This window comes from Pseudomonas sp. NPDC088429 (genome assembly GCF_044753305.1).
In the GTDB taxonomy this organism is placed as follows: domain Bacteria; phylum Pseudomonadota; class Gammaproteobacteria; order Pseudomonadales; family Pseudomonadaceae; genus Aquipseudomonas; species Aquipseudomonas rustica.
Genome location: NZ_JBIVMX010000041.1, coordinates 465 through 26,218, shown reverse-complemented (window position 1 = coordinate 26,218; position 25,754 = coordinate 465). Strand labels below are relative to the sequence as shown.

25 protein-coding genes are annotated in these 25,754 nt (G+C 58.4%); 14 read left to right on the top strand and 11 right to left on the bottom strand.

Going from position 1 to position 25,754, the window contains the following annotated elements; genetic code table 11:
• Positions 1-41 precede the first annotated feature (41 nt).
• On the top strand, positions 42-383 hold the full coding sequence (locus ACIP66_RS19215) for a hypothetical protein (RefSeq protein ID WP_400650008.1): 342 nt from the start codon (positions 42-44) through the stop codon (positions 381-383).
• A 187-nt stretch (positions 384-570) separates the two neighbouring features.
• On the opposite strand, the gene ACIP66_RS19210 is transcribed toward ACIP66_RS19215, so the two are convergent.
• The 4 genes from ACIP66_RS19210 to ACIP66_RS19195 all read right to left on the bottom strand — a co-directional run bounded on the left by ACIP66_RS19210 (position 571) and on the right by ACIP66_RS19195 (position 6,226).
• Entirely contained in the window at positions 571-783 is a 213-nt protein-coding gene (locus tag ACIP66_RS19210) for a hypothetical protein (RefSeq protein WP_053116553.1), read from the bottom strand.
• Between the two features lie 247 nt (positions 784-1,030).
• Positions 1,031-2,137 (bottom strand): agmatine deiminase, encoded by a 1,107-nt coding sequence (gene aguA / locus ACIP66_RS19205; protein WP_400650005.1) that lies wholly within the window; start codon positions 2,135-2,137, stop codon positions 1,031-1,033.
• A gap of 5 nt (positions 2,138-2,142) precedes the next feature.
• A complete protein-coding gene (aguB, locus tag ACIP66_RS19200; RefSeq protein ID WP_400650002.1) occupies positions 2,143-3,021 on the bottom strand; it encodes an N-carbamoylputrescine amidase in 879 nt (292 codons plus the stop codon).
• A gap of 292 nt (positions 3,022-3,313) precedes the next feature.
• Entirely contained in the window at positions 3,314-6,226 is a 2,913-nt protein-coding gene (locus ACIP66_RS19195; RefSeq protein WP_400649999.1) for an aminotransferase, read from the bottom strand.
• 169 nt (positions 6,227-6,395) lie between these two features.
• Between ACIP66_RS19195 and rfbC the strand changes: the two genes are divergently transcribed.
• Genes rfbC through ACIP66_RS19175 form a run of 4 tightly spaced genes read left to right on the top strand, consistent with a single transcriptional unit; the run spans position 6,396 to position 10,625 of the window.
• The gene (gene rfbC, locus ACIP66_RS19190; protein WP_400649996.1) at positions 6,396-6,941 is read left to right on the top strand and encodes a dTDP-4-dehydrorhamnose 3,5-epimerase; all 546 of its coding nucleotides are present in this window, start codon (positions 6,396-6,398) and stop codon (positions 6,939-6,941) included.
• A gap of 41 nt (positions 6,942-6,982) precedes the next feature.
• A complete protein-coding gene (locus ACIP66_RS19185; protein WP_159812021.1) occupies positions 6,983-8,791 on the top strand; it encodes an ATP-binding protein in 1,809 nt (602 codons plus the stop codon).
• The gene (locus tag ACIP66_RS19180; protein ID WP_212544770.1) at positions 8,788-10,173 is read left to right on the top strand and encodes a sigma-54 dependent transcriptional regulator; all 1,386 of its coding nucleotides are present in this window, start codon (positions 8,788-8,790) and stop codon (positions 10,171-10,173) included. The genes ACIP66_RS19185 and ACIP66_RS19180 overlap by 4 nt, the downstream gene beginning before the upstream one ends.
• The gene (locus ACIP66_RS19175; protein ID WP_400649991.1) at positions 10,170-10,625 is read left to right on the top strand and encodes a YiiD C-terminal domain-containing protein; all 456 of its coding nucleotides are present in this window, start codon (positions 10,170-10,172) and stop codon (positions 10,623-10,625) included. The genes ACIP66_RS19180 and ACIP66_RS19175 overlap by 4 nt, the downstream gene beginning before the upstream one ends.
• Positions 10,626-10,700: 75 nt before the next feature.
• Here ACIP66_RS19175 and cysQ read toward each other — a convergent pair whose 3' ends face one another.
• Together cysQ and nudE are read right to left on the bottom strand one after the other, a co-directional pair.
• Positions 10,701-11,528, bottom strand: coding sequence for a 3'(2'),5'-bisphosphate nucleotidase CysQ (gene cysQ / locus ACIP66_RS19170; RefSeq protein WP_400649988.1), 828 nt, complete (start codon positions 11,526-11,528; stop codon positions 10,701-10,703).
• Positions 11,529-11,539: 11 nt separating this feature from the next.
• Positions 11,540-12,106 carry an ADP compounds hydrolase NudE gene (gene nudE, locus ACIP66_RS19165; RefSeq protein WP_053116546.1) on the bottom strand — a complete coding sequence of 189 codons (567 nt, stop codon included), beginning with the start codon at positions 12,104-12,106 and terminating at the stop codon, positions 11,540-11,542.
• Between the two features lie 88 nt (positions 12,107-12,194).
• Here nudE and yrfG point away from each other — a divergent pair, with 88 nt between their 5' ends.
• Positions 12,195-12,857 carry a GMP/IMP nucleotidase gene (gene yrfG / locus ACIP66_RS19160; protein WP_400649985.1) on the top strand — a complete coding sequence of 221 codons (663 nt, stop codon included), beginning with the start codon at positions 12,195-12,197 and terminating at the stop codon, positions 12,855-12,857.
• Positions 12,858-12,963: 106 nt separating this feature from the next.
• On the opposite strand, the gene lysM is transcribed toward yrfG, so the two are convergent.
• The gene (gene lysM / locus ACIP66_RS19155) at positions 12,964-13,404 is read right to left on the bottom strand and encodes a peptidoglycan-binding protein LysM (RefSeq protein ID WP_053116544.1); all 441 of its coding nucleotides are present in this window, start codon (positions 13,402-13,404) and stop codon (positions 12,964-12,966) included.
• 208 nt (positions 13,405-13,612) lie between these two features.
• On the opposite strand from lysM, the gene fdhD reads away from it, so the two are divergent.
• The 3 genes from fdhD to ACIP66_RS19140 all read left to right on the top strand — a co-directional run bounded on the left by fdhD (position 13,613) and on the right by ACIP66_RS19140 (position 17,571).
• Entirely contained in the window at positions 13,613-14,452 is an 840-nt protein-coding gene (gene fdhD, locus ACIP66_RS19150) for a formate dehydrogenase accessory sulfurtransferase FdhD (RefSeq protein WP_212549976.1), read from the top strand.
• Entirely contained in the window at positions 14,449-16,797 is a 2,349-nt protein-coding gene (locus ACIP66_RS19145) for an FdhF/YdeP family oxidoreductase (RefSeq protein ID WP_400649982.1), read from the top strand. The genes fdhD and ACIP66_RS19145 overlap by 4 nt, the downstream gene beginning before the upstream one ends.
• A 291-nt stretch (positions 16,798-17,088) precedes the next feature.
• Entirely contained in the window at positions 17,089-17,571 is a 483-nt protein-coding gene (locus ACIP66_RS19140; RefSeq protein ID WP_053116541.1) for a glycine zipper domain-containing protein, read from the top strand.
• 96 nt (positions 17,572-17,667) lie between these two features.
• Here the strand turns inward: ACIP66_RS19140 and ACIP66_RS19135 are convergent, their stop codons facing one another.
• The 3 genes from ACIP66_RS19135 to ACIP66_RS19125 all read right to left on the bottom strand — a co-directional run bounded on the left by ACIP66_RS19135 (position 17,668) and on the right by ACIP66_RS19125 (position 21,607).
• Positions 17,668-18,102, bottom strand: coding sequence for an acyl-CoA thioesterase (locus ACIP66_RS19135; protein WP_400649979.1), 435 nt, complete (start codon positions 18,100-18,102; stop codon positions 17,668-17,670).
• A gap of 144 nt (positions 18,103-18,246) precedes the next feature.
• On the bottom strand, positions 18,247-19,473 hold the full coding sequence (locus tag ACIP66_RS19130; protein WP_400649976.1) for a 3-hydroxyacyl-CoA dehydrogenase NAD-binding domain-containing protein: 1,227 nt from the start codon (positions 19,471-19,473) through the stop codon (positions 18,247-18,249).
• A gap of 205 nt (positions 19,474-19,678) precedes the next feature.
• Positions 19,679-21,607: an ATP-dependent DNA helicase RecQ gene (locus ACIP66_RS19125; RefSeq protein ID WP_400649974.1), complete on the bottom strand. Its 1,929-nt coding sequence runs from the start codon at positions 21,605-21,607 to the stop codon at positions 19,679-19,681.
• 438 nt (positions 21,608-22,045) lie between these two features.
• Between ACIP66_RS19125 and ACIP66_RS19120 the strand changes: the two genes are divergently transcribed.
• From ACIP66_RS19120 to ACIP66_RS19100, 5 genes are all read left to right on the top strand, one after another.
• The gene (locus tag ACIP66_RS19120) at positions 22,046-22,306 is read left to right on the top strand and encodes a hypothetical protein (protein WP_053116537.1); all 261 of its coding nucleotides are present in this window, start codon (positions 22,046-22,048) and stop codon (positions 22,304-22,306) included.
• Positions 22,307-22,411: 105 nt separating this feature from the next.
• On the top strand, positions 22,412-23,554 hold the full coding sequence (locus ACIP66_RS19115) for a hypothetical protein (RefSeq protein ID WP_400649971.1): 1,143 nt from the start codon (positions 22,412-22,414) through the stop codon (positions 23,552-23,554).
• A 347-nt stretch (positions 23,555-23,901) separates the two neighbouring features.
• A complete protein-coding gene (locus ACIP66_RS19110) occupies positions 23,902-24,201 on the top strand; it encodes a hypothetical protein (protein ID WP_400649968.1) in 300 nt (99 codons plus the stop codon).
• 122 nt (positions 24,202-24,323) lie between these two features.
• Positions 24,324-24,767: a hypothetical protein gene (locus tag ACIP66_RS19105; RefSeq protein ID WP_400649965.1), complete on the top strand. Its 444-nt coding sequence runs from the start codon at positions 24,324-24,326 to the stop codon at positions 24,765-24,767.
• The gene (locus ACIP66_RS19100) at positions 24,767-25,039 is read left to right on the top strand and encodes a type II toxin-antitoxin system RelE/ParE family toxin (protein ID WP_400649963.1); all 273 of its coding nucleotides are present in this window, start codon (positions 24,767-24,769) and stop codon (positions 25,037-25,039) included. The genes ACIP66_RS19105 and ACIP66_RS19100 overlap by 1 nt, the downstream gene beginning before the upstream one ends.
• A gap of 319 nt (positions 25,040-25,358) precedes the next feature.
• Here the strand turns inward: ACIP66_RS19100 and ACIP66_RS19095 are convergent.
• Positions 25,359-25,754, bottom strand: a 396-nt coding sequence (locus ACIP66_RS19095; protein ID WP_400649962.1) for a phosphoenolpyruvate carboxykinase (ATP), incomplete at its 5' end; no start/stop codon positions are given.

Below are 25,754 nucleotides of genomic sequence, written 5' to 3'. Positions count from 1 at the left end.
ATACAAGAGACAACTCTTTGTTAACCATCGGGAGCACGTTCATGCTGGTTACTATGAAAAATGAAAACGAATATGGTGGTTGGACTTCGCCGCAAGCTGACGGAATTTATAAATTTCCCGTGAAGCTAGAGGGGTTTTGTAATATCAGACCCTGGGAAAAACTCATCATTAAATTTTGGCGACGTGGACTTGCCTATGATGAAATATCACTGACTTTCTCATTGGCGGATGAAGTGCGCAGGGAAATAAGCCACTCGACGTCAAAATTGCTACCTGGCCCCTCAGCCATATCGGCCTATCTCTACTTTAATGCTATAGGTGATTCTCTTCCTAATATCGAAGAGTTCTATGTTCTCACCCCGGCAGAGGATCCTGTCAGCTAGAAGAATTCGAGTCTGATGGTATTGATAACTGGGACCTATTCATGGTGATCACTTTCCTCGCGGTAGCGCTCGGAAAGTTCATATGTAAGATGCCTGATAGACCGCCATCACGAGCACATTCACTTGTATCGCCATAAAAAAAGCGCCGCCATCCCGGCAGCGCTTTCACCCATCCCTGTTGTTCTTCTTATCCTTCCAGCACATCCCACAACGCTTCCAGTTCGTCCTCGCTGAACAGGTCAGCGGGGTAGCGCTCGATCATCATCCGGCGCGGATCAGGAACCCTGATCTGACGCGTTCCATTGGATTTCAACCAGTGCGCAACGCGGTGGAGCGATTCGCCGTTAACGGCCATGGGATGCAAAGTCCGCTCGCTGATTACGTTCACTTCGGCGTTCATTTCAGCGCTCTCTCCCCGTTCGTGAGCGGCTACGTTATCCAAGGTTTATGACAGAACGATTGACGTTCTTTTCCCCCTCCCTAGTGCCCCCAGACGAATACAAGAGCTATGCCAATGTTTCGCATTTGTCGACAAGTGGATACAAAAAAGCCCGCCGTCCTTTCGGGCTGCGGGCCTGTGTTCATACATAGCGAGCTAATCATTGCCCGGCTGATTTGGTAATCAACTCAAGCTGTTACGACTCAACTCACTCTTTGTGCGGCGCGGGTTGCTGTTGGGTAAGGCAGTGGATGTTGCCGCCGCCCAGTAACAGTTCGCGGCCCGGCACCATGACCACTTCGTGCTGCGGGAACAGGTTCTGCAGGATTTCCAGAGCAGGCGCGTCCATCGAGTCGTCGAAGCTCGGCGCGATGATGCCGCCGTTGACGATCAGGAAGTTCACGTAAGAACCGGCCAGACGCACCGACGGATTACGCTCCTGCGTACCGTCGACCGGATCGACACCAGCGCACTCTTCTTCGGTCGCATACAGCGGCCCCGGGATCGGCATTTTGTGCACCGTGAACGGGCGACCCTTGGCGTCAGTGCTGCTTTGCAGGACTTTCATCGCTGCCTGGCAGCGCGGGTAGTTCGGATCCTGCGGATCATCTGTCCACGCCAGCAGCACTTCACCCGGACGCACGTAGCAGCAGAAGTTATCCACATGGCCGTCGGTTTCGTCGTTGAACAAACCGTCCGGCAGCCAGATGATTTTATCCACAGACAGATTGGCGCTGAGCACTGCTTCGATCTCTTCGCGGCCCAGGTTCGGGTTGCGATTGCGGTTCAGCAGGCATTCTTCGGTGGTGATCAGCGTGCCTTCGCCGTCGACGTGAATCGAACCGCCTTCGAGCACAAAACCTTCAGTGCGATAGCGTGGGCTGCGTTCGATCTCGAGGATCTTGCCGCCGACCTGCGAGTCGCGATTCCACGGCGAATACAGACCGCCATCGAAACCGCCCCAAGCGTTGAAGTCCCAGTTCACACCGCGCACTTCACCGCTGTTATTGATGACGAAGGTCGGGCCGCTGTCGCGTACCCAGGCGTCATCGCTGGACATCTCGACCACGCGGATATTCGGCACGTCCAGGCGGGCGCGGGCGTTTTCGTATTGGCCGGCGGAAACGGCAACAGTCACCGGTTCGAAACGCGCGATGGCTTTGGCCACCGCTGCGTGCGCGGCTTGCGCCGGTTTGCCACCCAGACGCCAGTTGTCCGGGCGCTCGGGCCAGATCATCCAGGTCTGCGTTTGCGGCGCCCACTCGGCCGGCATGTGAAAGCCGTCGGCGCGCGGGGTACTTTTCAATGTGGTCATCGGGATCAGGACTCCAGGGAACCGTCGAGGGTTTTCAACGCGCCGTACAGGTTCGGACGGCGGTCACGGAATGAACCCCACGCGCTGCGAATGTGTTCGAGCTCGTCGAGGTTGAAAGTGTGCACAAGAATACCTTCTTCGGTTTTATTCAGCTCCTGCACTTTTTCGCCGAACTGGTTGGCGATGAACGACGAGCCGTAGAACGTGATGTCGTAGCCGTCCTGTTCTTCGTTGCCGATGCGGTTGCTGGCAATCAGCGGCATCAGGTTGGCGCCGGCATGGCCCTGTTGCACACGCTGCCAGTGATCGCGCGACGAAATAGTCTTGTCGTGCGGCTCGCTACCAATTGCCGTTGGATAGAAGAGGATTTCCGCGCCTTGCAGGGCCATGCTCCGCGCGGCTTCCGGGAACCACTGATCCCAGCAGATGCCCACGCCGATTTTCGCGTAACGGGTATTCCACACTTTGAAACCGGTGTCGCCCGGGTTGAAGTAATACTTCTCGTGATAGCCCGGGCCGTCCGGAATGTGGCTTTTACGATAAATCCCGAGGTTGCTGCCGTCGGCGTCGATGATCGCGATGCTATTGAAACGCGCGCGGCCGGCCAGCTCGTAGAAGCTGATCGGCAGCACCACTTGCAGCTCTTTGGCGATTTTCTGGAAATGTTTGATCGCGACGTTTTCTTCCACCGTCGTTGCCAGTTGCAGATAGTCCGGGTTCGGCTTCTGGCAGAAGTACGGCGCCTCGAACAGCTCCTGAATCAGGATGATCTGCGCACCTTTGGCGGCGGCTTCGCGTACCAGCCTTTCAGCGATTTCGAGGTTGGCTTCCAGCTCCCACGAACAGGCCATCTGAGTGGCGGCAACGGTAACGATACGGCTCATGAATCATCTCCGGGCAAGTGCTTTGACGGTCGACAATTCGACCGAAAAGAAAACGCGCGCACCGGACAGCGAGACGCCATGCCGGAGCAATGGCGACTTTATAGCCGATAAATATCGGCTTTAGAAGCTACTAAAATGCATTTCGTCTAATTCAACGCATTAAAGACCGATACAAATCGAATTAACAACGAAACCCTGTAGGAGCTGCCGAAGGCTGCGATCTTTTGATTTTGCTCTTAAAAATCAAGATCAAAAGATCGCAGCCTTCGGCAGCTCCTACATGGGGTGAGTGTCAGAGTCCTTCGGTGAGCACCTGATCAAGCATGTCGACGAAGAAGTCGACACTGCGACGCGACGTCACCATCGGTGGTTTGATCTTGAGGATGTTCAGATCATCCCCCGTCGGCTGCATGAAAATCCCCAGCTCGCGCAGGCGATCGCACAACAACGCAGTCTCTTCAGTCGCCGCTTCCAGCGTCTCGCGGTTACGGATCAGCTCAAGCCCCAGATAAAACCCGGAACCGTGCACCGCGCCCACCAGCGGATGTTTATCGATCAACGCTTCGAGCCGCGCCTTGAAGTGGCCACCGACCACCTGCGCATTCTCCCAGAGTTTTTCTTCTTCCATGACATCGAGCACCGCCATGCCGATCTGGCAACTGACCGGACTGCCGCCCGCCGACGAGAAGAAATAACCTTCGGCCTCCAGCGCCTCGGCAATCTCCCGGCGAGTAATCACCGCACCGAGTGGCTGGCCGTTGCCCATGCCTTTGGCCATGGTGATGATGTCCGGCACCACGCCCTGCTCTTCAACGCCCCAGAAAAATTTACCCATACGCCCATAACCGACCTGCACTTCGTCGGCGATGCACACCCCGCCCTGCGCGCGCACCAAGGCATAAACCTGTTTCAGATAACCCGGCGGCAGCGAGATACCGCCAGCATTGCCGTATACCGGTTCGCAGATAAACCCGGCCAATTGGCGCTTCTGCTCGGCGAGTTTTTCCAGGTGATGCTCAACGCTGCGCACATAATCCGGTGCCGAATCGACGCCACGGAACTCACCGCGATACATGTTTGGCGCAGGCACCGGATGCACCCAGTCCGGGCGGCTTTCCAGGGCTTTCGGGTTATCGGCAATCGACGTCGACACCGCATCGGCGCCGACCGTCCAGCCGTGATAAGCCTCCAGCACGCTGATCATGTCGCGACCGCCGCTGTAAGCCCACGCCAGACGGATCGCCAAGTCATTCGCCTCGCTGCCGCTGTTAACCAGAAACACTCGATCCATGCCTTCCGGTGCCAGCTTCAGCAAGCGCTCGGAAAACTCGGCGACTGCCGCATAGTTGAAACGCGAGTTGGTATTGAGCAGCGACCACTGACGCGCCGCGACGGCGGCCATGCGCGGATGACCGTGACCGAGCACCGCGACGTTGTTGAGCATGTCCAGATAGGAGCGGCCCTGCATGTCGATCAGGTGATTGCGCCAGCCACGTTCGATGCGCGGCGGGTCGACGTAATAATGTTTTTGCGTGCGGGCGAAACTGGCGTCACGGCGTTCAAGCAGGGTTTTGCCATCCAGCTCCGGCTCGGCATCGCAGGCCAGCCCCAGCAGCGCGGCTGGCGACGGACACAATGCCTGCCAGGCCGCCGCGTGGGTTGGCGTGCAGAACAGCGGCGCTTCCAGCTGCGCGCCATGGCAAAGCTGAACCAACAGCGGGCCACTGACCGAGCCCAGCACCTGACCTTTGACCAGCGCCGCGCCGCTGTGCACCGAAGGTGTCACGCCCCACAGACGTACACTGAGTTGCGGGCCATCGAGGCGCAACGCGCCGTCCGCCGCTTGATGCAGCACGCCGGCAAACGGTGCTTCGACGGTGGTACCGATGGGCACGCGCAATTCGACGTGCAGCGGGAAGGTGTCTGGTTCGTCCGCACTGTCAGGGCGCGTGCGCGACAAACGGTACTGACCATAACGGCTCGCCGCCAGACCATGCGCCGCAGCGGCTTCGGTCAGCAGGCGCTGATCGATACCTTCCTGCTCCCAGTTGCCCGCCTCGAAATGCGCGCTCAAGACGCCAAGATCGATCAAGGCAAATTCGCGCCCGACCAGACTCGGCAGCAACGGGGCAAAACCTTCGCTATTGATGGCCGGCAGGGAATGACCGACCGCCGTCAGAATCGCCGCCTCCATCAGCGCCAGCGGCACCGATGTCGCCACGCGGAAAATTTCCCACTCGTGGGTGAGGTTGTCGCGGCTGTAGGTGTTGGCCGGATCGATACTGACCTGCTGCTCGCCACTTAATACCAGCACCGCGGCCCGCGCGACGATCAGCGGCCACAGTGCCTGCAACTCTTCGTGTTGCAACGAATTGACCGCGTGATAGGCCTGCACTGCCGGCAGAATCACAAACGGATCGCCGCCGGCGTGATGCAGCAATGCAGCGCAGGTCACCGACAAATCGGTGATGCGCCAGGTGCGCACCAGGTCGCCGAAATCGATGACGCCCTGCAATTGCCAATGGCGCTGCGCATCGCGCTGCCACACCGCGTTGTCGTCGGTGATGTCCATGTGAATCGCCTGCACCGGCAGCTTCTCGAGCAGCGGCTGCAAGCGGCGCTCAGCCTGTTCGGCTGCGTCAGCGATCAATGCGCGTTGACGCTGATCCTTGATCACCGGCAGCAAATGGCTGATCAACGCGCTGGCGTGGCGCGCATCCCACTGCAACGTGCGCTCAAGGCCCGGATGATCAAAGCCTGCGAGCGCCAAATCCATCTCACCGCAAAGCCGACCAAACCCGGCCACTACTTCTGTGCCCAAATGGTCGAGATCGGTCAGCGGCTGGCCTTCGATGTAATCGAGCAAGCGCACGTGCACCGATTCGCCAGCGGATTCCAAGGTCAACAAATCCTGACCATTGTTGGCGACGATAACGCTGGGCACCCTGACTGCGGAATGTTCGGCGAGGTACTTGAGGCCGGCGTGCTGGGCTTGCAGCTCCACCAGCGAATAGTCGCCACGGCAGATTTTCAGCACAAAGCGGCCGCGCTCACTGTCGACCCGGAAGTTGAGATCCTGCTGGCTGCCCAAGGCTTTTAACCGGCCACTGATCCCGTAATGTTCCGCGAGCCATTGCAGGGCTTGCGCCTCAGAAACCTGAGGGCTGGGCAAACTGGCGCGGTGAAACAACGTGGCAAGTGGCATGCAAAAAACCCCTGAAATTTTATTAGGCGCCTATATCGCCATTGCTGCAGAGGATGCGCAAGCCTTTCCAGTTGTTACAACGTGCTCAGTATTTACATGCCAGCACTCGCGCCGTCGGGCACTTTGCGCAAGAATGTCGACCATTCACACCCATCACTGGAAAATTCACATGAATGTCATCACCACCGATCTGCCCGGTGTTCTGATCATCGAACCCAAGGTTTTTGGTGACGAGCGCGGCTTCTTCTACGAGAGCTTCAATGCGAAGGCGTTCCAGGACGCAACCGGTCTGGACACACAATTTGTCCAGGATAACCACTCGCGCTCGCAGAAAGGCGTACTTCGGGGTCTGCATTACCAACTGGAAAACACCCAGGGCAAACTGGTTCGCGTCACCGTCGGGGAAGTGCTGGACGTGGCTGTGGACATCCGCCGCAGCTCGCCGAACTTCGGCAAATCTGTCGCGGTACGCCTGTCCGCCGACAATCACCGTCAACTGTGGGTACCGGAAGGTTTCGCCCATGGTTTCGTGGTACTGAGCGAGTTCGCTGAATTCCTCTACAAGACCACCAATTACTACACTCCGTCGGCCGAGCGCAGCATTCGCTGGGACGACCCGGAGCTGGGTATTGATTGGCAGTTGAATGAAGAGCCGAAACTTTCGGCCAAAGATCAGGCTGCAGCTTTCCTCAAGGACGCTGACGTCTTCGCCTGAGCCTAGGCATAATGCGCCTGTTCCCCACAGGCGCATTCGGCATGAAACCAACCCTTCCCCGCAGACCCCGCTGGCGCAGCCTCGCGTTGCTGGCGCTGTGTCTGGCGCCGCTGTTGTGGCCGCTGGAACATCTTGCCGAGCGGTATTACCGCAGTGAACTGGCCGGCCAGAATCGTCAGACCCTCGACCTCTACGTCGCCAACCTGTTGGGCACCCTGCACCGCTACGAAGTGTTGCCGCAGATCCTCGGTGATCTGCCCGCGCTGCGCTCTGTCCTCGGCGCGCCGGACGATGGCGTCACCCAAGGCAACGCCAATCGCCTGCTGAAAAATATCGCCGCGCAAACCGGCGCCGAGGTCATGTACCTGATGGACACCAGCGGGCAGACGCTAGCGGCCTCCAACTGGGATAAGCACGACAGTTTTGTCGGCCGTAATTTCTCCTTCCGTCCGTATTTCAGTGAAGCGATGGCCGGGCGTCTGGGGCGCTTTTTCGGGCTCGGTACCACGTCAGCCAAACGCGGTTACTTCTTCGCCGCCGCCGTGCGCAACGGCGAGAAAATCATCGGCGTATTGGTGATCAAGGTCGATCTCGATCACACCGAAAGTCTTTGGGGCAAAACTCCGGAACAACTGCTGGTGACCGACCACAACGGCGTGGTCATTCTCACCTCGCGGCCGGAATGGCGTTTCCGCTCGACCCGCGAGTTGAGTGAAGCTGAACGCTCTGCGATCACAGCGATCCAGCCTTATCCAACCCGCGAGCCTCGACCGCTGAATCTCAGCCCCACTGCCTGGCTGATCCAGACCCACGACATCGCCGAAACCGGCTGGAGTGTCAGCATCCTTGCCCCGCGCACGCTGATCGATCGCCCGGTGCGCACGGTCGTGGCCATCGGTGGCGCCACGTTGCTGGTGGTGATGTTGTTGCTCGGTTTGATGATGCAGCGTCGCCGTCATTATCTGGAGCGCATCGCTTTCGAGGCCAAGGCGCGCCGCGAACTCGAAGGTCGTGTTGCCGAACGTACCAGCGATCTCGAAGGCCTCAACCGGCGCCTGAAACAGGAAGTGCTGGAGCGCGAGCAGGCACAGCAAGAGCTGGTGCGCGCGCAGGACGATCTGGTGCAGGCCGGCAAACTGTCGGCGCTGGGGACCATGTCGGCAAGCATCAGCCACGAACTCAATCAGCCGCTGGCGGCGATCCGCAGCTACGCGGAAAACGCCGAAGTGCTGCTCGATCATCAGCGCACCGACGACGCGCGCGGCAACCTCAAATTGATCAGCGAACTGACCGGGCGCATGGCCTCGATTATCGCCCACCTGCGCGCCTTCGCCCGCCGCGACCGTCATGCTCCGGAAAGCGTGGCCCTGCAACCGGCGCTGGACGATGCGCTGGCACTGCTGGCCAAACGTCGGCGCAGCATGGAAGTCGAGCTGATCCGCGATTTGCCCGCCGCCACGTTATGGGTCGAAGCCGGGGAAACCCGTCTGCGCCAAGTACTCGGCAATCTATTGGCCAACGCCCTCGACGCGCTCACCGAAAAAGGCCCGCCGCGCAAATTGTGGCTGAGTGCCGAATCCACCGCCGAGGGCGTCAATCTGTACATTCGCGACAACGGCCCGGGCTTTTGCATGGAAGCCCTCGGCCGCGCCAGCGAGCCGTTCTATACCACCAAGACCCGCACGCAGGGGCTTGGTCTGGGTTTGGCCATTTGCGAAACCCTGATGCGCGCCTTCGGCGGTGAACTGTCGTTCGCCAACCACAAGCAAGGCGGCGCCTTGATCACCCTGCGGCTGCGCGCCGGTGCGCCCGGGGTCAGCCTGCAACCGTCCGAGGATCGAAGTGCATGACCATCGACAATCGCATTCAGGTGGTGTTGATCGACGACGATCCGCACCTGCGTCAGGCCCTCGGCCAGACTCTGGATCTGGCCGGCCTGAAAATCCTGCCGCTGTCCGAAGCCAAAGGCCTCGCCGCACAACTTGAGCGTGACTGGCCCGGCGTGGTGGTCAGCGACATTCGCATGCCGGGCATGGACGGGCTGGAACTGCTCAGCGAACTGCATGCGCAGGATCCTGAGCTGCCGGTGCTGTTGATCACCGGCCACGGCGATGTGCCGCTGGCGGTGCAAGCGATGCGCGCCGGCGCTTACGACTTTCTCGAAAAACCTTTCGCCAGCGATGCGCTGCTCGACAGCGTGCGCCGCGCGTTAGCCCTGCGCCGATTGGTGCTGGACAACCGCAGCCTGCGTCTGGCCCTCAGCGATCGCAATGAGTTGAGCGCGCGACTGGTCGGCCAATCGGCGCCGATGCTGCGCCTGCGTGAGCAGATTGGCGCACTGGCGGCGACCAAGGCTGACGTGCTGATCCTCGGTGAAACCGGCGCCGGCAAAGAGGTCGTCGCCCGCGCGCTGCATGACTTGTCGAGCCGACGCAACGGGCCGTTTGTGGCGATCAACGCCGGCGCATTGGCTGAGTCCGTGGTCGAAAGCGAACTGTTCGGCCACGAACCGGGCGCCTTCACTGGCGCGCAGAAACGCCGGATCGGCAAGTTCGAATTCGCCAATGGCGGCACGCTGTTTCTCGATGAAATCGAAAGCATGAGCATGGACGTGCAGGTGAAATTGCTGCGCATGCTCCAAGAGCGTGTGGTCGAGCGACTCGGTGGCAATCAGCTGATCCCGCTGGACATCCGCGTCATCGCCGCGACCAAGGAAGACCTGCGTCAGGCGGCCGATCAGGGGCGTTTCCGCGCCGACTTGTACTACCGCCTCAACGTCGCGCCGCTGCGCATTCCGCCGCTGCGCGAACGTGGCGAAGATGCGCTGATGCTGTTCCAGCATTACGCCGACGAAGCCAGTGCCCGCCACGGTTTGCCGCCGCATGAATTGCAACCGGCACAACGTGCTTTGCTGCTGCGCCACACCTGGCCGGGCAACGTGCGTGAACTGCAAAACGCCGCCGAACGCTTTGCCCTCGGTCTGGAACTGGCGCTGGATAACAGTGCTGTTGAAGGTGTCGACGGTGTGACCGTTGCAGTTGTCGAAGGCGGGCTAAGCGAACAAGTTGAACACTTCGAAAAATCGCTGATTGCCGCCGAACTGGCGCGCTCGCACAGTTCGGTGCGCAGCCTCGCCGAAGCACTGGGTGTTCCGCGCAAGACCTTGCACGACAAATTGCGCAAGCACGGTCTGAACTTCGGCGACAGCAGTCACGGGGATGAAAACGAATGAGCACAGACAGTCACTATCTGGAGTCGGTGCTTCATCACGACATTCCGCTGACCCGCGACATGGGCCTGCGGGTGCTCGACTGGCGCGAGCTGCAATTGAGCTTGTATTTGCCGCTCGATCCCAACGTCAACCACAAGAGCACCATGTTCGGCGGCAGTCTCTATTGCGGCGCGGTGCTGGCGGGTTGGGGCTGGTTGCATTTACGTTTGAAAGAAGAAGGGATCACCGACGGGCACATCGTGATTCAGGAAGGGCAGATCAATTATCCGCTGCCGGTGACGGGCGATGCCACGGCGATTTGCCCGGCGCCTGATGAGCGGGTGTGGAAGAAGTTTTTGGCGATGTATCAGCGGTATGGGCGGGCGCGGTTGGTGTTGCAGACGCGGATCGTCAATGTCGGGAGTGAAGTCGATGCGGTGACGTTTAGCGGGCAATACGTGTTGCACCGTTAAAGCAAAAGATCGCAGCCTGCGGCAGCTCCTACGCCGATCCCTGTAGGAGCTGCCGCAGGCTGCGATCTTTTGATCCTAAACCCGAGCCAACTCCAACAACCTCGCCCGCCATGCAGCCTTCGCCGGCAGCGCTAAAAAGAATTCGTTCAACAGCGATTCCCGCGCCGGATAACAAAACGCCTCACCGCGTAAATCCAGTACCTCGCCGCCCGCCCCTTCCAGCACACCCTGGGCCGCCGCCGTGTCCCACTGAGAAGTCGGCGCCAGTCGCGGATAGCAATCGGCAGCCCCTTCCGCCAGCAGGCAAAACTTCAGCGAGCTGCCGATGTTCGCCAATTGCAGTTCACCGAGGCTGGCGCTCAAGCCCGCCAGCAAACGCTCTTGCTCAGGACTGGAATGCCGACGACTGGCCACCACCGTGAACGCCTCACCCGGCCCAGGCACATCCCGCACCTGAATCGAAACCGGTGCGCCACCCTTGTCGCAACGCCACGCGCCAAGCCCCGCGCCACCGACGTAAAAGCGACCGTTGGTCGGCATCGACACCACGCCAAACACCACCCGCCCGTTCTCGATCAGCGCAATGTTGACGGTAAATTCTTCACTGCCGCTGATGAACTCCTTGGTGCCATCCAACGGATCCACCAACCACCAGCGCGTCCATCCGGCGCGTACGTTTTGAGGAATGTTCGCGTCTTCTTCAGACAGCACCGGAATACTCGGATCCAGCGCGGTCAGCCCGGCCAGAATCAAATGGTGCGCCGCCAGATCCGCCGCCGTCACCGGTGAATCATCAGATTTAGCCGTCACTTCAACGCCTGCGCGCCAGAACGGCAAAATCGCTTCGCCGGCCTGCAATGCCAGTTCAACCACTGGCGCCATCAACGGATGGGGGAAACTCATCGACAGGTCACTCACGACTGAAAGAACCCACGCTGCGTCAGCAAGTCACGGGTCAGATAAAGCGCCGCCAATGCGCGGCCTTCGGAGAATTGCGGATTTTGCGCCAGCGCCGACAGATCACGCAGATTGACCTTGTCGACCCGCATCGGCTCGGGCTCGTCGCCCTCCAGCCGCTCTTCGTAGAGATCGGTGGCCAGCACCACCTGAATCTTCTGGCTCATGTAACCGGGCGACAGCGACAGCTCGGTCAGATGTTCCAGTTGCCGCGCGCCAAACCCGGCTTCTTCCTTGAGCTCACGTTCAGCCGCCGCCAGCACATCTTCGCCCGGCTCGATCAAACCTTTGGGCAGCGACAATTCGTACTCATCGGTACCGCCGCAGTATTCCTCGATCAGCACCGCGTGCTCGGCATCGAGCATTGCCACGATCATTACCGCGCCATAGCCGGCGCCCTTGCCGACCAGCCGCTCATAGGTGCGCTCCACGCCATTGGAAAAACGCAGCTTGAGTTCTTCGACGCAAAACAGACGACTGGTGGCGACGATCTCGCGGGCGAGTACGGTAGGTTTCTGGCGCATGCAAAGCTCCTTGGCGTGAACGCGCTACTATAACGCGGCTTTCCCGATTGTTTACGTCGGATATCTTTCTACCGCTCGAGACGTTGCCATGCCCTCTTTACCCTGGTCCGACATCGATACCGTCCTGCTGGACATGGACGGCACGCTGCTGGATCTGCACTTCGACAACCATTTCTGGCTGGAACACCTGCCCCAGCGCTACGCCGAACTGCACGGGGTCAGCCGCGCGATGGCCGAGATGGAATTGCAGCCGCTGTTCGAACGCAATGCAGGTCAGTTGCAGTGGTATTGCCTGGATTTCTGGAGCAGCGAGCTGAAGCTGTCAGTGCGTGAGTTGAAACAGGAAACTGCGCACCTGATCGCCCTGCGCCCCGATGCGGATACTTTTCTGGAAGCGATAAAACGCGCCGGGAAACGGGTGATCATGATCACCAACGCGCACCGTGACTCACTGTCGCTGAAGCTGGAACGGATTGAACTGGCGCCGTACTTCGAGCGACTGATCAGCTCGCATGATTACGGTTTCCCCAAGGAAAACCCGCAGTTCTGGGACGCGTTGCAGGCAGATATCGGTTTTGATCCGGCACGCAGTCTGTTTATCGACGACACCTTGCCGATTCTGCGCAGTGCGCGGGATTTTGGGGTGGGGCATTTGCTGGCAGTCAAACAACCCGACAGCCGCAAAGGCCCGAAAGACACGGCCGAATTCGCGGCAGTCGAAGACTACTACGACCTGATCTCAGGCTTGTGACCCCACTGTAGGAGCTGCCGCAGGCTGCGATCTTTTGACTGTGATTTGTAAAAAAAAACAAGATCAAAAGATCGCAGCCTGCGGCAGCTCCTACAGGGTTTGCGGATTACTCAGGAATACGCAGTGTCTGACCCGGATAGATTTTGTTCACATCCTTGAGCATCGGTTTGTTGGCATCGAAAATCTTTTGATACTTGTTGGCATCACCGTACACACGCAACGAGATCGCGCTAAGGGTGTCACCCGACTTGACCACAACAAACTGCGCAGCCGTCACAACCGGGCCGCTCACGGTGATCTGATCATCAACACTGCCAACCCCGGCAATATTGCCAACGGCGAGCAGGATTTTCTCTTTCTCTTCCTGACTTGCCACTTCACCGGTCACGGTGACTTTGTCGCCATCCACCGTTGCCTGCACATTCGGATTGCCCAGCCCGACCTTATTGATGTGATCCTTCAATTGCTCACTGGCATTGGCGTTGCCGGGGGTCAGCAGATCCAGCAGCTTCTCTCCCGCTTCTTTCACAAAGCTCAAAAGACTCATAGCGCACACTCCTTGATTTGGGTTCCAGATGCCCAAGCCTAGACCACGTCAGGCAAACCCGGTTCCGAGCCGACCAATGACTCTGTAACCGTATGCGTACGCAAAAGCTCCCTTGATCGACGCCATCTATCAATACATCGACAGTAGCGATTAGACGCGACAACTTGACGCGCCTAGTCTTAACGTTGATCAAACCGTCGGTGATGCCATGAACGCCAAGCGCCCAACTTGCGCGGCGCCTGCACTCGAAACGCCCGCGCCTGCCGCCAGCCAGACCTACAGTTACAGCGATCTTCCCCGCGAAGAGTCGGCGAGCACTGCTCTCGCCGAGGAAGTCGCGTTGGCGATCGCCTACAACGGCATCAGCCAAGCCGTGATGCTGGTGACGCCGACTGACCTCGAAGACTTCATCGTCGGCTTCAGCCTCGGCAGCGGCATCATCGAAGACGCGACCGACATCTATGACCTGCAACTGACCGGCGCCGGCTCGGCGCAATACGCGCAAGTGACCATCGCCAACCGCGCCTTCTGGAACCTCAAGCAGCAACGTCGGCAAATGGCTGGCACCAGTGGCTGCGGATTGTGTGGCGTCGAAGCGGTGGAACAAGCGTTGCCCGATCTGAAAGTGCTACCCGGCGCGCCGTTGCCACCGATTGAATGGCTTGATGGTTTGCGTCAGCGCATCAGTGCGTTTCAGCCTTTGGGTCAGTACTGCGGCGCGGTACACGCGGCAGTGTTCATGAACGCCAGCGGCGAACTGCTGCTCGGTCGCGAAGATATTGGCCGTCACAACGCGCTCGACAAACTGATCGGCGGACTGATCCGCCAGAAGATATCCACCGAAGGCGGACTGGCAATTGTCACTAGCCGTTGCAGCCTCGAATTGATCCAGAAAGTGTTGCGCGCCGGCATCCAGACCCTGGTCAGCCTGTCCGCGCCCACGGGCCTCGCCGTGCAATGGGCCCGTCGACACAACCTCAATCTCATCCACCTGCCGCAGAAAAATGCGCCGCGGGTGTATAGCCCCGCGATGGAGAATCAAGCGTGAGCCAACATCATCAAGCCGACCAGAAACCCGTCCCGCGCTACAAGCCTTACAAAGGCGCAGCCGGCGGCTGGGGAGCGCTGATCAGTGTGGCCCAGGCCTGGTTGACCAGCGACAACGCCCTGAAAAACCTGCGCATGATGCTCAAGACCAACCAGAACGGCGGCTTCGACTGCCCGGGTTGCGCGTGGGGCGATTCGCCGGAAAGCGGCATGGTCAAGTTCTGCGAGAACGGCGCGAAAGCGGTGAACTGGGAAGCGACCAAGCGCCGCGTCGACGCCAAGTTCTTCGCCAAGCACAGCGTCACATCGTTGCTGGAGCAGAGCGACTACTGGCTCGAGTATCAGGGCCGCCTGACCGAGCCGATGGTCTACGACGCCGAAACTGATCGCTACAAACCGATCAGTTGGGACAACGCCTACGCGCTGATTGCCAAACACCTGCAAAGTATGCCGAGCCCGGATCTGGCCGAGTTCTACACCTCGGGTCGTGCCAGCAACGAAGCGGCTTATTTGTACCAGTTGTTCGTGCGCGCCTTCGGTACCAACAATTTCCCTGACTGCTCGAACATGTGCCACGAGGCCAGCGGTGTGGCGTTGGCGCAAAGTGTCGGCGTCGGCAAAGGCACCGTGACCTTCGATGATTTCGAACACGCCGATGCGATTTTCGTCTGGGGCCAGAACCCCGGCACCAATCATCCACGCATGCTCGAACCGTTGCGTGAAGCGGTGAAACGCGGCGCGCAAGTGGTGTGCATCAACCCGCTGAAAGAGCGCGGACTGGAGCGTTTCCAGCACCCGCAGCACCCGATCGAAATGCTCACCAACGGCGACAAGCCGACCAACACCGCCTACTTCCGTCCGGCACTCGGCGGCGACATGGCGCTGTTGCGCGGCATGGCCAAATTCCTCCTGCAATGGGAACGCGATGCGCAGAAGGCTGGCGCGCCAGCGGTGTTCGACCACGACTTCCTCAATGAACACAGCACCAACGTGCTGGAGTATCTCGGGGTCGTGGATGACACGCCGTGGGAACAAATCGTCGAACAGTCCGGCCTGACCCTCGTGGACATCGAGCAAGCCGCGCGCATGTACGCCAAAGGCAAAAACGTAATCATGTGTTGGGCGATGGGCATCACCCAGCACCGCCATTCGGTGCCGACCATTCAGGAAATCGCCAACCTGATGCTGCTGCGCGGCAACATCGGCAAACCGGGCGCCGGCCTGTGCCCGGTGCGCGGTCACAGTAACGTGCAGGGCGACCGCACGATGGGCATCAACGAGCGTCCGCCGGTGGCGTTCCTCGATTCGCTGGAGCGTCGTTTCCAGTTCAAGGTGCCGCGTCATAACGGCCACAACGTGGTCGAGGCGATCCATGCGATGGCCGAAGGTCGCGCAAAAGTATTCATCGGTCTGGGCGGCAACTTCGCTCAAGCGACGCCGGACAGCCCGCGCACTTTCGAAGCGCTGAGCAATTGCGACCTGACCGTGCAGATCAGCACCAAGCTCAACCGCAGCCACTTGGCTCACGGTAAAGATGCGCTGATCCTGCCGTGCCTCGGTCGCACCGACATCGACATCCAGACTGAAGGCCCGCAAGCGGTCACCGTGGAAGACTCGTTCAGCATGGTTCACGCCTCCAACGGCCAGTTGCAGCCGCTGTCGAACCTGATGCGCTCGGAGCCGTCGATCATCGCCGGCATCGCCGCCGCTACGCTGGGCAGCAAACCGGTGGACTGGAACTGGCTGGTGGCCGATTACGCGCGCATTCGCGACCTGATCGCCGACACCATTCCGGGCTTCAAGGAATTCAACGAGAAGGTGAAGAACCCGGGCGGTTTCTACCTTGGCAACAGCGCCGGTGCGCGCAAGTGGAACACGCCGTCGGGCCGCGCCAATTTCCGCGCGAACCTGCTGCCGAAAGATCTGGTGCACGAACGCACTCGTGCCACCGGGCAACTGCCGGATCTGATCCTGCAATCGATGCGTTCCCACGATCAATACAACACGACGATTTATGGGCTCGATGACCGTTATCGCGGGGTGAAGGGCCAGCGCGATGTGTTGTTTGCCAACGAGGCGGACATCATTCGCCTGGGCTTCCGTCCGGGGCAGAAGGCTGACATCGTGTCGCTGTGGGACGACGGTCGTGAGCGTCGGGTGAAAGGCTTTACCTTGCTGGCGTTTGATATTCCGGCGGGGCAGGCAGCGGCTTATTATCCGGAGGTGAATCCGCTGGTGCCGCTGGAGAGCACCGGGGATGGCAGCCATACGCCGACGTCGAAGTTCATTGCGATCCGGTTGGAAGCGGCGAGTGAGACGGGGTTGATCATGGCCAAGTCGGCTTAACACAAGATCAAAAGATCGCAGCCTTCGGCAGCTCCTACAGGGATCGGTGTAGGAGCTGCCGAAGGCTGCGATCTTTTCGTTTTTTGCCTTTCGAACGCCCACAAAAAAGGCCGCTTTTTTACAAAAGCGGCCTGTCCGAAGTAGTTAAAGACCGGCAAAAAACAGATAAGTTCCGTATATAAAACAGTAACTTGCGAAATTGTATACAAGTCGTGCTATTCGTCGGATTTCGATTGTCACGCTTGTTACACAGCCTCAGGATCGGCGCCGTCATCCCTTTGAGGCTCCTCTATGAAGTTCTCCCAGATTCTCTTGTTGTCCCTTGGCCTGGTCAGTGGTTTTGCGTCGGCAGGCGGCACCACCGAAGCAGGTGTTGGCGGCGCATTGGGCGGGGTTCTTGGCTCGGTCGTCGGTCAGTCTTTAGGCGGCAATACAGGTTCCACCATTGGCGCAGCCTTGGGCGGCGCGGGTGGTAGCGCAGTCGGCGCCGACAAACGCAGCCGTGGCGAAGCAGCCATTGGCGGTGCGTTGGGCGCTGCTGGCGGTAACGTGGTCGGTCGCAGCCTCGGCGGCAGCACTGGCAGCCTGATCGGTTCGGCCGCAGGTGGCGGTGCCGGTGGTGCGTTGGGTAACTACATGGGCAACAAGAGCGATGACGACGATCGTCATTACGATCGCGGTCGTGATAACCGTCGCTACTACCGCGACGACCACCGTGGTCGCGGTCATGCCTACGGTCACCGCAAGCATCACAAGTATTATCGTCACCGCTGATTGCTGATTGACGGCACGTAGATCAAAAGATCGCAGCCTGCGGCAGCTCCTACACAAATCAATGTAGGAACTGCCGCAGGCTGCGATCTTTTTGCTTTATCCCACCACCAGACGTTCCAGCGCCTGACGCAATTCGCTCGGAATCGGCACCGGCTGATTGCTCGCCCGATCCACAAACACATGAACGAATCGCCCGGCCGCACAGGCCTCGCTTTCACCGACCTTGAACACCGCCAGTTCGTACTGCACCGAACTGTTGCCCAACTTGCCGACTCGCAATCCGATCTCGATCAGATCCGGGAACGCGATCGAGGCGAAGTAATCGCATGCCGAACTGACCACGAAACCCACCACTTCCCCGTCATGGATATCCAGACCACCGACCTGGATCAGGTAAGTGTTCACGGCTGTGTCGAAGAAGCTGTAGTAGGTGACGTTGTTGACGTGACCGTAGGCGTCGTTGTCGTGCCAGCGTGTGGTGATGGGCTGGAGGTGCGGGTAGTCGGTGCGTTGGGGCATCGGGTTGGACATCGGTAATGATCCATTTAGTTTGGTCAGCAGTTTAAAGCGAACTACGCGTAGCCCCCATCGCGAGCAGGCTCACTCCTACATTGGAATGCGTTCCCTGTAGGAGTGAGCCTGCTCGCGATAGCGGTGGCCGATGCAGAGTATCTCTCACTGGTCAGCAAACCCCTTCCCCTGCGCCACCAACTCACCAATCAACCGCGCCGGTTTCCACTGATCGCCCTGCCGCGTCTCCAGCGCCAACAGCCGCTGATGAATATCCGCCAGCCCCTGCTGATCCGCCCACGCCATCGGCCCGCCCTTGTCCGCCGGGAAGCCGTAGCCATTCAAATACACCAGATCAATGTCATGGGCAGACTCGGCAATACCTTCCTGGAGAATCTTCGCCCCTTCGTTGACCAATGCCAGCAGGGAGCGCTCGAGAATCTCCTCCGGGCCGATCTCACGGCGCTGAAAGCCCAAGCCTTCGCTGACCTGCAACACCAGCGCATCGACCTCAGGATCATGCTCAGCCTGACGACTGCCCGGCTCGTAATGGTAATAACCGTTGCCGGACTTCTGCCCGAATCGACCCATTTCGCACAAGCGATTATCCACCTGCACCTCTGGCGCATCCTGGCCCTTGCCGGCCAACTCGCGCGCGCGCCATTCCAGATCGATACCGACCACGTCGTACATGCGAAACGGCCCCATGGCGAAACCGAAACCTTGCAACGCTGCATCGACCTGCTGTGGATAAGCGCCTTCAAGCAACATCTTGCGCGCCTCCAACACGTACGGATGCAGCATGCGGTTGCCGATAAAACCATGGCAGTTGCCCGAGACCACGCTGACTTTGCCCATGCGCTTGCCCAAAGCCAGTGCGGCGTCCAGAGCTGCTGGTGAGGTCTGCGCGCCGCGAACGATTTCCAGCAGTTTCATGATGTGCGCCGGGCTGAAGAAATGCAGGCCCAGCACTTGTTCCGGACGTTTTGTCGCCGCCGCAATCGCATCGATATCCAGTGCCGATGTATTGCTCGCCAATAGCGCTTCAGGCTTCAGCAAGCCATCCAGCTCACGGAAGATCTTCTGCTTCAGTTCAAGATTCTCGTACACCGCTTCGATCACCAGATCGACATTGCGAATCGCCGCGTAATCCGCCGCCGCACTGACCCGGGCGATACGCGCATCAGCCTCGGCCTGATCAATGCGCCCCTGCCGCACATTGTGTGCATAGGTGTCGGCAACGGTGGCGAGTGCCTGCTCAAGCATCTGTGGGTTGTTATCTACCCACTGTACTGTCACGCCGGCATTGGCCAGGCACATGACGATGCCACGGCCCATGGTGCCCGCGCCGATCACGGCGGCCTGCTGAATATCGAAGGATGTCTGGCTCATATTGTTCTCTTGTTGGCGATCCAAAGACTGGTCTCACCATAGTCAGCCAACGACGTTTTTTGAAGTTTATTACCGTGATGATCGACATTCAGCGGATGGATAGAGCCCTTGTCTTGATCATGTAGGAGCTGCCGAAGGCTGCGATCTTTTGATCTTGAAAAAATCAACATCAAAAGATCGCAGCCTTCGGCAGCTCCTACAAGGGTTAGAGGTGATCTTGCGCCCAGCTGCGCACCTCGGCGTAGGGGTATTCCTCCAGCGCCGCATACCCGGGAATCGCCCGCGCCTTGAGCTTGGTAAACAGCGGCACGCTGATCCCGCACAAAAACCGTGTCAGCCGCTCCGCCGTCGGAACGCTGCCCGTGTGTTGTTCATGCCTGTGGATAAAATCACCACACAGCGCCGCGAAGTTTTTATCCACAAGAGGCGGCAATTCCGGCGGCGCCGGCAAGCGTGCAACCTGCCCATGACACACCGAACAATGCCCACAACGCTCGGGCGCATCGTGGTCACCGAAGTACTCGGCCAGTCGATAACCCAAACACCGCTCGGTGGCGAAAACCTCAAGCATCGCGTGAATCCGCGCCACTTCGGTCTGTTCATGTCGAGTGAAGTAATCGTGCAACTCGCCACTCAACACGTCACTGTCAAAGTCGCTGTGCAGCAGGCTGTAGACCTCGGTCATCTGCTTGCTTTCAAGCTCGACCCAGCCCTTCTCCTGAAAATAATCCAGCGCCGTCACCACGCGATTACGCTCGGCTGAATACTGTTCGTACATCGCGTCGAAACTCACTGTCGCCCATGTTCGTGCGCGATTGGAGGTCTGAATAATCGCCGCGACAAAATCCCTGCGCTCACCCTCGAAACGCGAGAGCAATGCGTCCGGTTCCACCAGGTATTTGAAGCGGTACTCGGCGTAATAGGCGTAGCGCGGCGCGATCAAGCCACGCAGCTCCAGTTGCACCAATAATGTCTTCAGCGGCAACGAACGAATGTTGCTTTGATCCGCCAACGGCCCGAGCAAAAACTCCCACTGCCCGTCCGGCACCGAAGCCTTCAGTTCGTCGAGCACATAACGAATGCCTTCACGCTCCGGTGTGTCGCCGTAGACAAAGTTTTCCAGCACGTTGAGGCTGTCGCGGTTGGCCAGCACCAGACAGTCCGAGGGCTGCCCGTCTCGCCCGGCGCGGCCGATTTCCTGACTGTAGTTTTCGATGGATTTGGGCAGGTCGAAGTGCACCACATTGCGTATATCACTCTTATCGATGCCCATGCCGAACGCGATGGTCGCGACGATGCAATTGGACTGCCCGGCCATGAAACGTTTCTGGATGCCTTCACGCTTATCGTGGGGCAAACCGGCGTGATACGCCTCGGCCTGAATGCCGTTGCGTTCAAGGTGTTCGGCGATGTGTTCAGCGGTTTTCTGCAAGGTCACGTAGACGATGCTGGGCTGCCCCGGGCGCTCGCTCATCCACTCCACCAGACGCCGACGTTTGTCCTGACCGCGCACCGGTTCCACCAACAGATTGAGGTTGGGCCGGTAGAAACCGGTGGTCACCACATCCTCTGGAGCGATGGCGAATTTGCTCTGCATATCGACGATGACTTTCGGCGTCGCGGTGGCTGTCAGCAGTAAGGTTTGCGGGATGTTGAACTGCCGTTGATAGTCCGGCAGCTTGAGGTAGTCGGGACGGAAATTGTGGCCCCACTCGGAGATACAGTGCGCCTCGTCCACCACCAGTAGCGAGATCGGCACCTGCTGCAAAAAGTTGCGGAAACGCTCGTTTTTCAAACGCTCCACCGAGATCATCAGGATCTTCAGTTCACCCGATCGGGCACGCGCCATCACGTCATTGGCGTCTTCGCGGCTCTGCGCAGAATCAATGCTGCCCGCTGAAATGCCGTGGCGTTGCAGGAACGCCAATTGATCCTGCATCAGCGCCAGCAATGGCGAGACCACCAGCGTCAGGTGCGGCAGCAACAACGCCGATATTTGATAGCAAAGGGACTTGCCGGAGCCGGTGGGAAAAATCGCCGCCGCCGAGCGCCCGGCCAGCACTGCGCTGATCGCGGCCTCTTGTCCGGGACGAAACTGTGGATAACCAAAAACCTGTTCCAGGGTGTTGTGCATTCGCTGTCACTCCTTTGACCGCTGCCGTGCCAACAGCCTAGCGGGCAATCGCAGCGAGTCGAGAAAAGGTCGGGGCCAAATCGATTCGGAATGATACAGCGGTCACGCAAATTCTGTGGGAGCAGCCTGCACGCCCGCCGTTTTCCCTTTAAGCGCGTGTCAGACGTTTGCAAACGCCCTACAGATTCTGTCGCGCACCGGGCCGCCGTGTACGGCGAATTACCTGACAAGCAGGTAGGAATTTTCCGCGTAGAGGTTTTGCCGCGAATATGCCGAAAAATCACGTAGGGAAAATCCGTAAAACCCGGAAAAACCCCTACAAACACTGTCCATTGCGGCCGTCTTGTCCCGCTGCGCAACGCCCTTCTATAGTGACCGGCGCGGCTGAAAGCACTCTGTCGGCCGACCCGAGCGTCTTCGAACAGGACAAGCCTCACCATGATCGACCGTTACCAGCCACTCAAAACCTGCTACAGCGAAAAACCCGTGATGCTGATCGACACCGCCGCCAGTCACAGCGATCTGCTCGATGCCGCCGACCAACGCTTGCGCGCCGCCAGTGATCTGCTGGAAACACTTTACTGTATGTGTTTCAAACAGGCCGACGCGAAAGATATTCCGCACATAGTCAATGCGCTTTATTTATTGGTGCAAGATGGCTGCGACCTGCTGCAAGTTGCCAAGCTGCAACTTAAATAACTCGTCCTCAATAAAAAACCACAAACCCGGATACAACCCAGCGCTTTATTAATGAGTGGGACGCACACTAACTTGTTGGCTCTTATCACCAACAAGGCCAACATCATGACAGTCGTCACTATATTTTTTTGCGGCACAGGTTCTAACAAGTTCGATACCCAACATGAAAACTTCTGGGACGGCGAACTGGTTTCCACCCTCGCCTCTCACCATACAGGCCGCGAGTTCGCTGAATGGATCGTCGTCGACGGCCCCGGCAGCGGCAACCTGCAGGCCGATGATCTATTCACCGAAAACAAGGACTACGGCCTCAGCGGCACACTGTTCGGCAAAGGCTGGGAAGAAAACGTGCAACACGCCATGAACATCATCAAGGGCCAATGTGAATGGCAACGTGAACAACTGACCGAATCCGAATACAACCGACTTAAAGCCGCCGGCATTCCCATTGAAGATGTAAAAGTGGAAGGCTCGTGGTTCTGGCGTAAATATAACTACGGCGACCGCAGCGTCACCCAACAGAAGTTACAGGAACAAATCATCAAGACTTTCCGTAGAGATGGCGTTATTCCGACCACGGTTAACCTGGTAGGCTGGAGTCGTGGCGGCATTAGTTGCCACATGCTGGCCAACGCGATGCTCAAGGACAGCGCACTGCAAAACATTCCGGTGAACATCTTTGCGATTGACCCGGTGCCGGGCATCGCCAACTTTCAGGAGCAACGGGTCAAACTCGGCAACAACGTCAAAGAGTACGTCGGCGTCTACGCCCGCGACGAGCGCTCCAAAGGTTTCAGCTGCGTGATCCCGCAGACCGCCACCGGCACCAAAACCTCCATTTATCCAATGGCCGGTCGCCATGCCACCCTCGCGGGCAACGCCACTTCCACTGGCGGCGTGCCGACCAATGCCAGCGACCTGAAAGTGCTGACCGAACCCGGCCGCATCGTTCGCCACCTGGCTGAGATCTGCCTGAAGCGCTGGGGCTCAACACTCGACAAAACCCTCAACCTGACCCAGACCGACCTGGAAAACCTCACCAATGGCATCGCCCGCGACGAGGCCAGATATCAATTAATGCACAACTATTCCTACACCTACTTCACCGAACTGGATCAGGGCGAACGTTATGTTTCCCTCGGCAGCAAAGGCGTGCCGTTCTCGACTGTGAAAGGCCCGATTTACCAACCGGCTACTGGGTTGGCGACGAGTTTGCTGGATATTTCTGCGTATGTGCATTTGCGTTGAAAAACGTTGAAGGATCGGTAGGAACGTCCGATGCAATCTTCGTCCAGTTCCTACAAGGACAGACCGCTTCGTCGACTATCGGGATTTGAGGGCGCGAATCTATAGTTGTGACTGTCGCTGCCAACCAGCGACTCGGGCTTGGTCACCCGAATGGATCGTGCGTACGCATGCGCTGTATGCTGCCGGCACTCAATTGCCTGCAGTTTATGGTGACTGTGTTTGGGACACCTTCGGGTGTGCCGGGTATGTGCACGATCCTCACCGGTTGACCAACCCGAACACAGTCGCCTCCTGTCGCTTGGTCACGATGTGGTGGCTTCTCCCGGAAGCAATTGAGGATCAATAAAATGCAAACATGGAATCAATTCACCACCGACCGCTACCGAACACTCGAATCCAATCTCACTGACACCAACCCACTGATCATCGACACAGAAGCCAACCCCCAAGACATCCTCGAATGCGCCGTCCAACGCTTACGCGCATCAAGCGACCTGCTACGCACCCTCTACTGCCTCAACTTCAAACAAGCCGATGTCGAAGACATCCCCCACATCACCCACGCCCTCTATCTGCTGACGCAGGATGGTTGTGATCTGCTGCAAGTTGCCCAGCAGCAAATGCTCAACTGGAAAGCTCCGGCTTAAAAATCCCCCACACCAGAGAGCATGAATGCTCGAAAACCAACGTCCAAAGCAGGAGTTGAATTTTGCAAACTACTATTGATTGCGTACGATGGGAGCCACTGTTCAATCAAGGGCTCATCTTCATGACCACTGAAACTATCGATCACAGCACCCTCGCTCGCTTGATTGAAAACGGGTCAGTCAGCAGCACAAATATCGTCGCTCAACCGGGTGGCTGGTCGATTCAAATTTTGCAGGGAAGAAAAGAATGCTCGCTGGCAGCACAGCGTAGTGGTCAGGTACGACTGTTCAAGCGGCTTGAAACGCTGGTGAGCTATTTGCAAGGACTGGGCATCAGCCACTTCCATGTAGATGCCTCTAGTTATGACCCGCAGCAACTGAAAACCTACGCTCGGCCTGATCGTGCCGAAGCAATGAAACAGGCCCACGAGGCGGCTGCTTATGAGGAATGGTTCAAGCGTCAGGTGCAACTCAGCATTGATGACCCAAGGCCGAGCATCAGCGATGAAGACAGTCGCCGAATATTTGCAGCCAAACGCGATGCTCTCCGTCAACGAGCGCGCTGATGAAGTTGGTCTGGCGCCCCGAGGCGCATGACGACCGAGACCGAATCATGGATCGCATTAGTCAGGACAACCCTGTTGCAGCGGCCGATCTCGACGAAATATTCGAATCAAAAGGGGAAGTCGCTCGACAGCGCCCGACCTTGTACAGAAAGGGCAGGGTTGAAGGCACACGAGAAATCGTTGCAGCTTCTAATTACATCATCGTCTACATGATTAAAGATGAATGCGTGCAAGTTCTGCGAATAATGCATGCCCGGCAGCAGTGGCCCTGACCAATCAAAAAGAGCCGATAAGACCCCAACTGCCAGATCAACCAAACACTTGCAATTATTCTGCTCCAGCGATTCCTCAAGCAACAAATCCGCGAGAGAACTAAAACGCGAGATCCAAAAAGTTAAAAAAATTCCGACGTCAAAGACGAGTGTTCTTGATGGGGCACTCGTTAGCGAGGATCGTCTAGAAGCCTTCCCGCTGAATACTCATTCACTGTCTGCACTGCTGATGAAAAATCGACAACGAACCCCATGATGAAAAGCCGACCAAAAAAAAGCCGCCCCAAAGGGCGGCTTTTTCATTCACATCAAACCAATCTTACAACTTCGGCCCGGCAGCCTTGATCGCGTCGCTCACTTCGAACTTCTTGAAGTTCTCGATGAACAGACCGGCCAGTGCTTTGGCAGCCTCGTCGTACGCAGCCTTGTCAGCCCAGGTGTTGCGTGGGTTGAGCAGGTTGGTTTCAACGCCCGGTACGGCCAGTGGCACGTCGAGGTTGATGGTGTCGAGGTGTTCGGTGTCAGCACCGATCAGCGCGCCGCTCTGGATCGCTGCGATCACCGCGCGGGTGGTCGGGATGTTGAAGCGTTTGCCGACGCCGTAGCCGCCGCCGGTCCAACCGGTGTTGACCAGGTAAACCTTGGAACCGAAACCGCGGATGCGCTTGATCAGCAGCTCTGCGTATTCGCCAGCCGGACGCGGGAAGAACGGCGC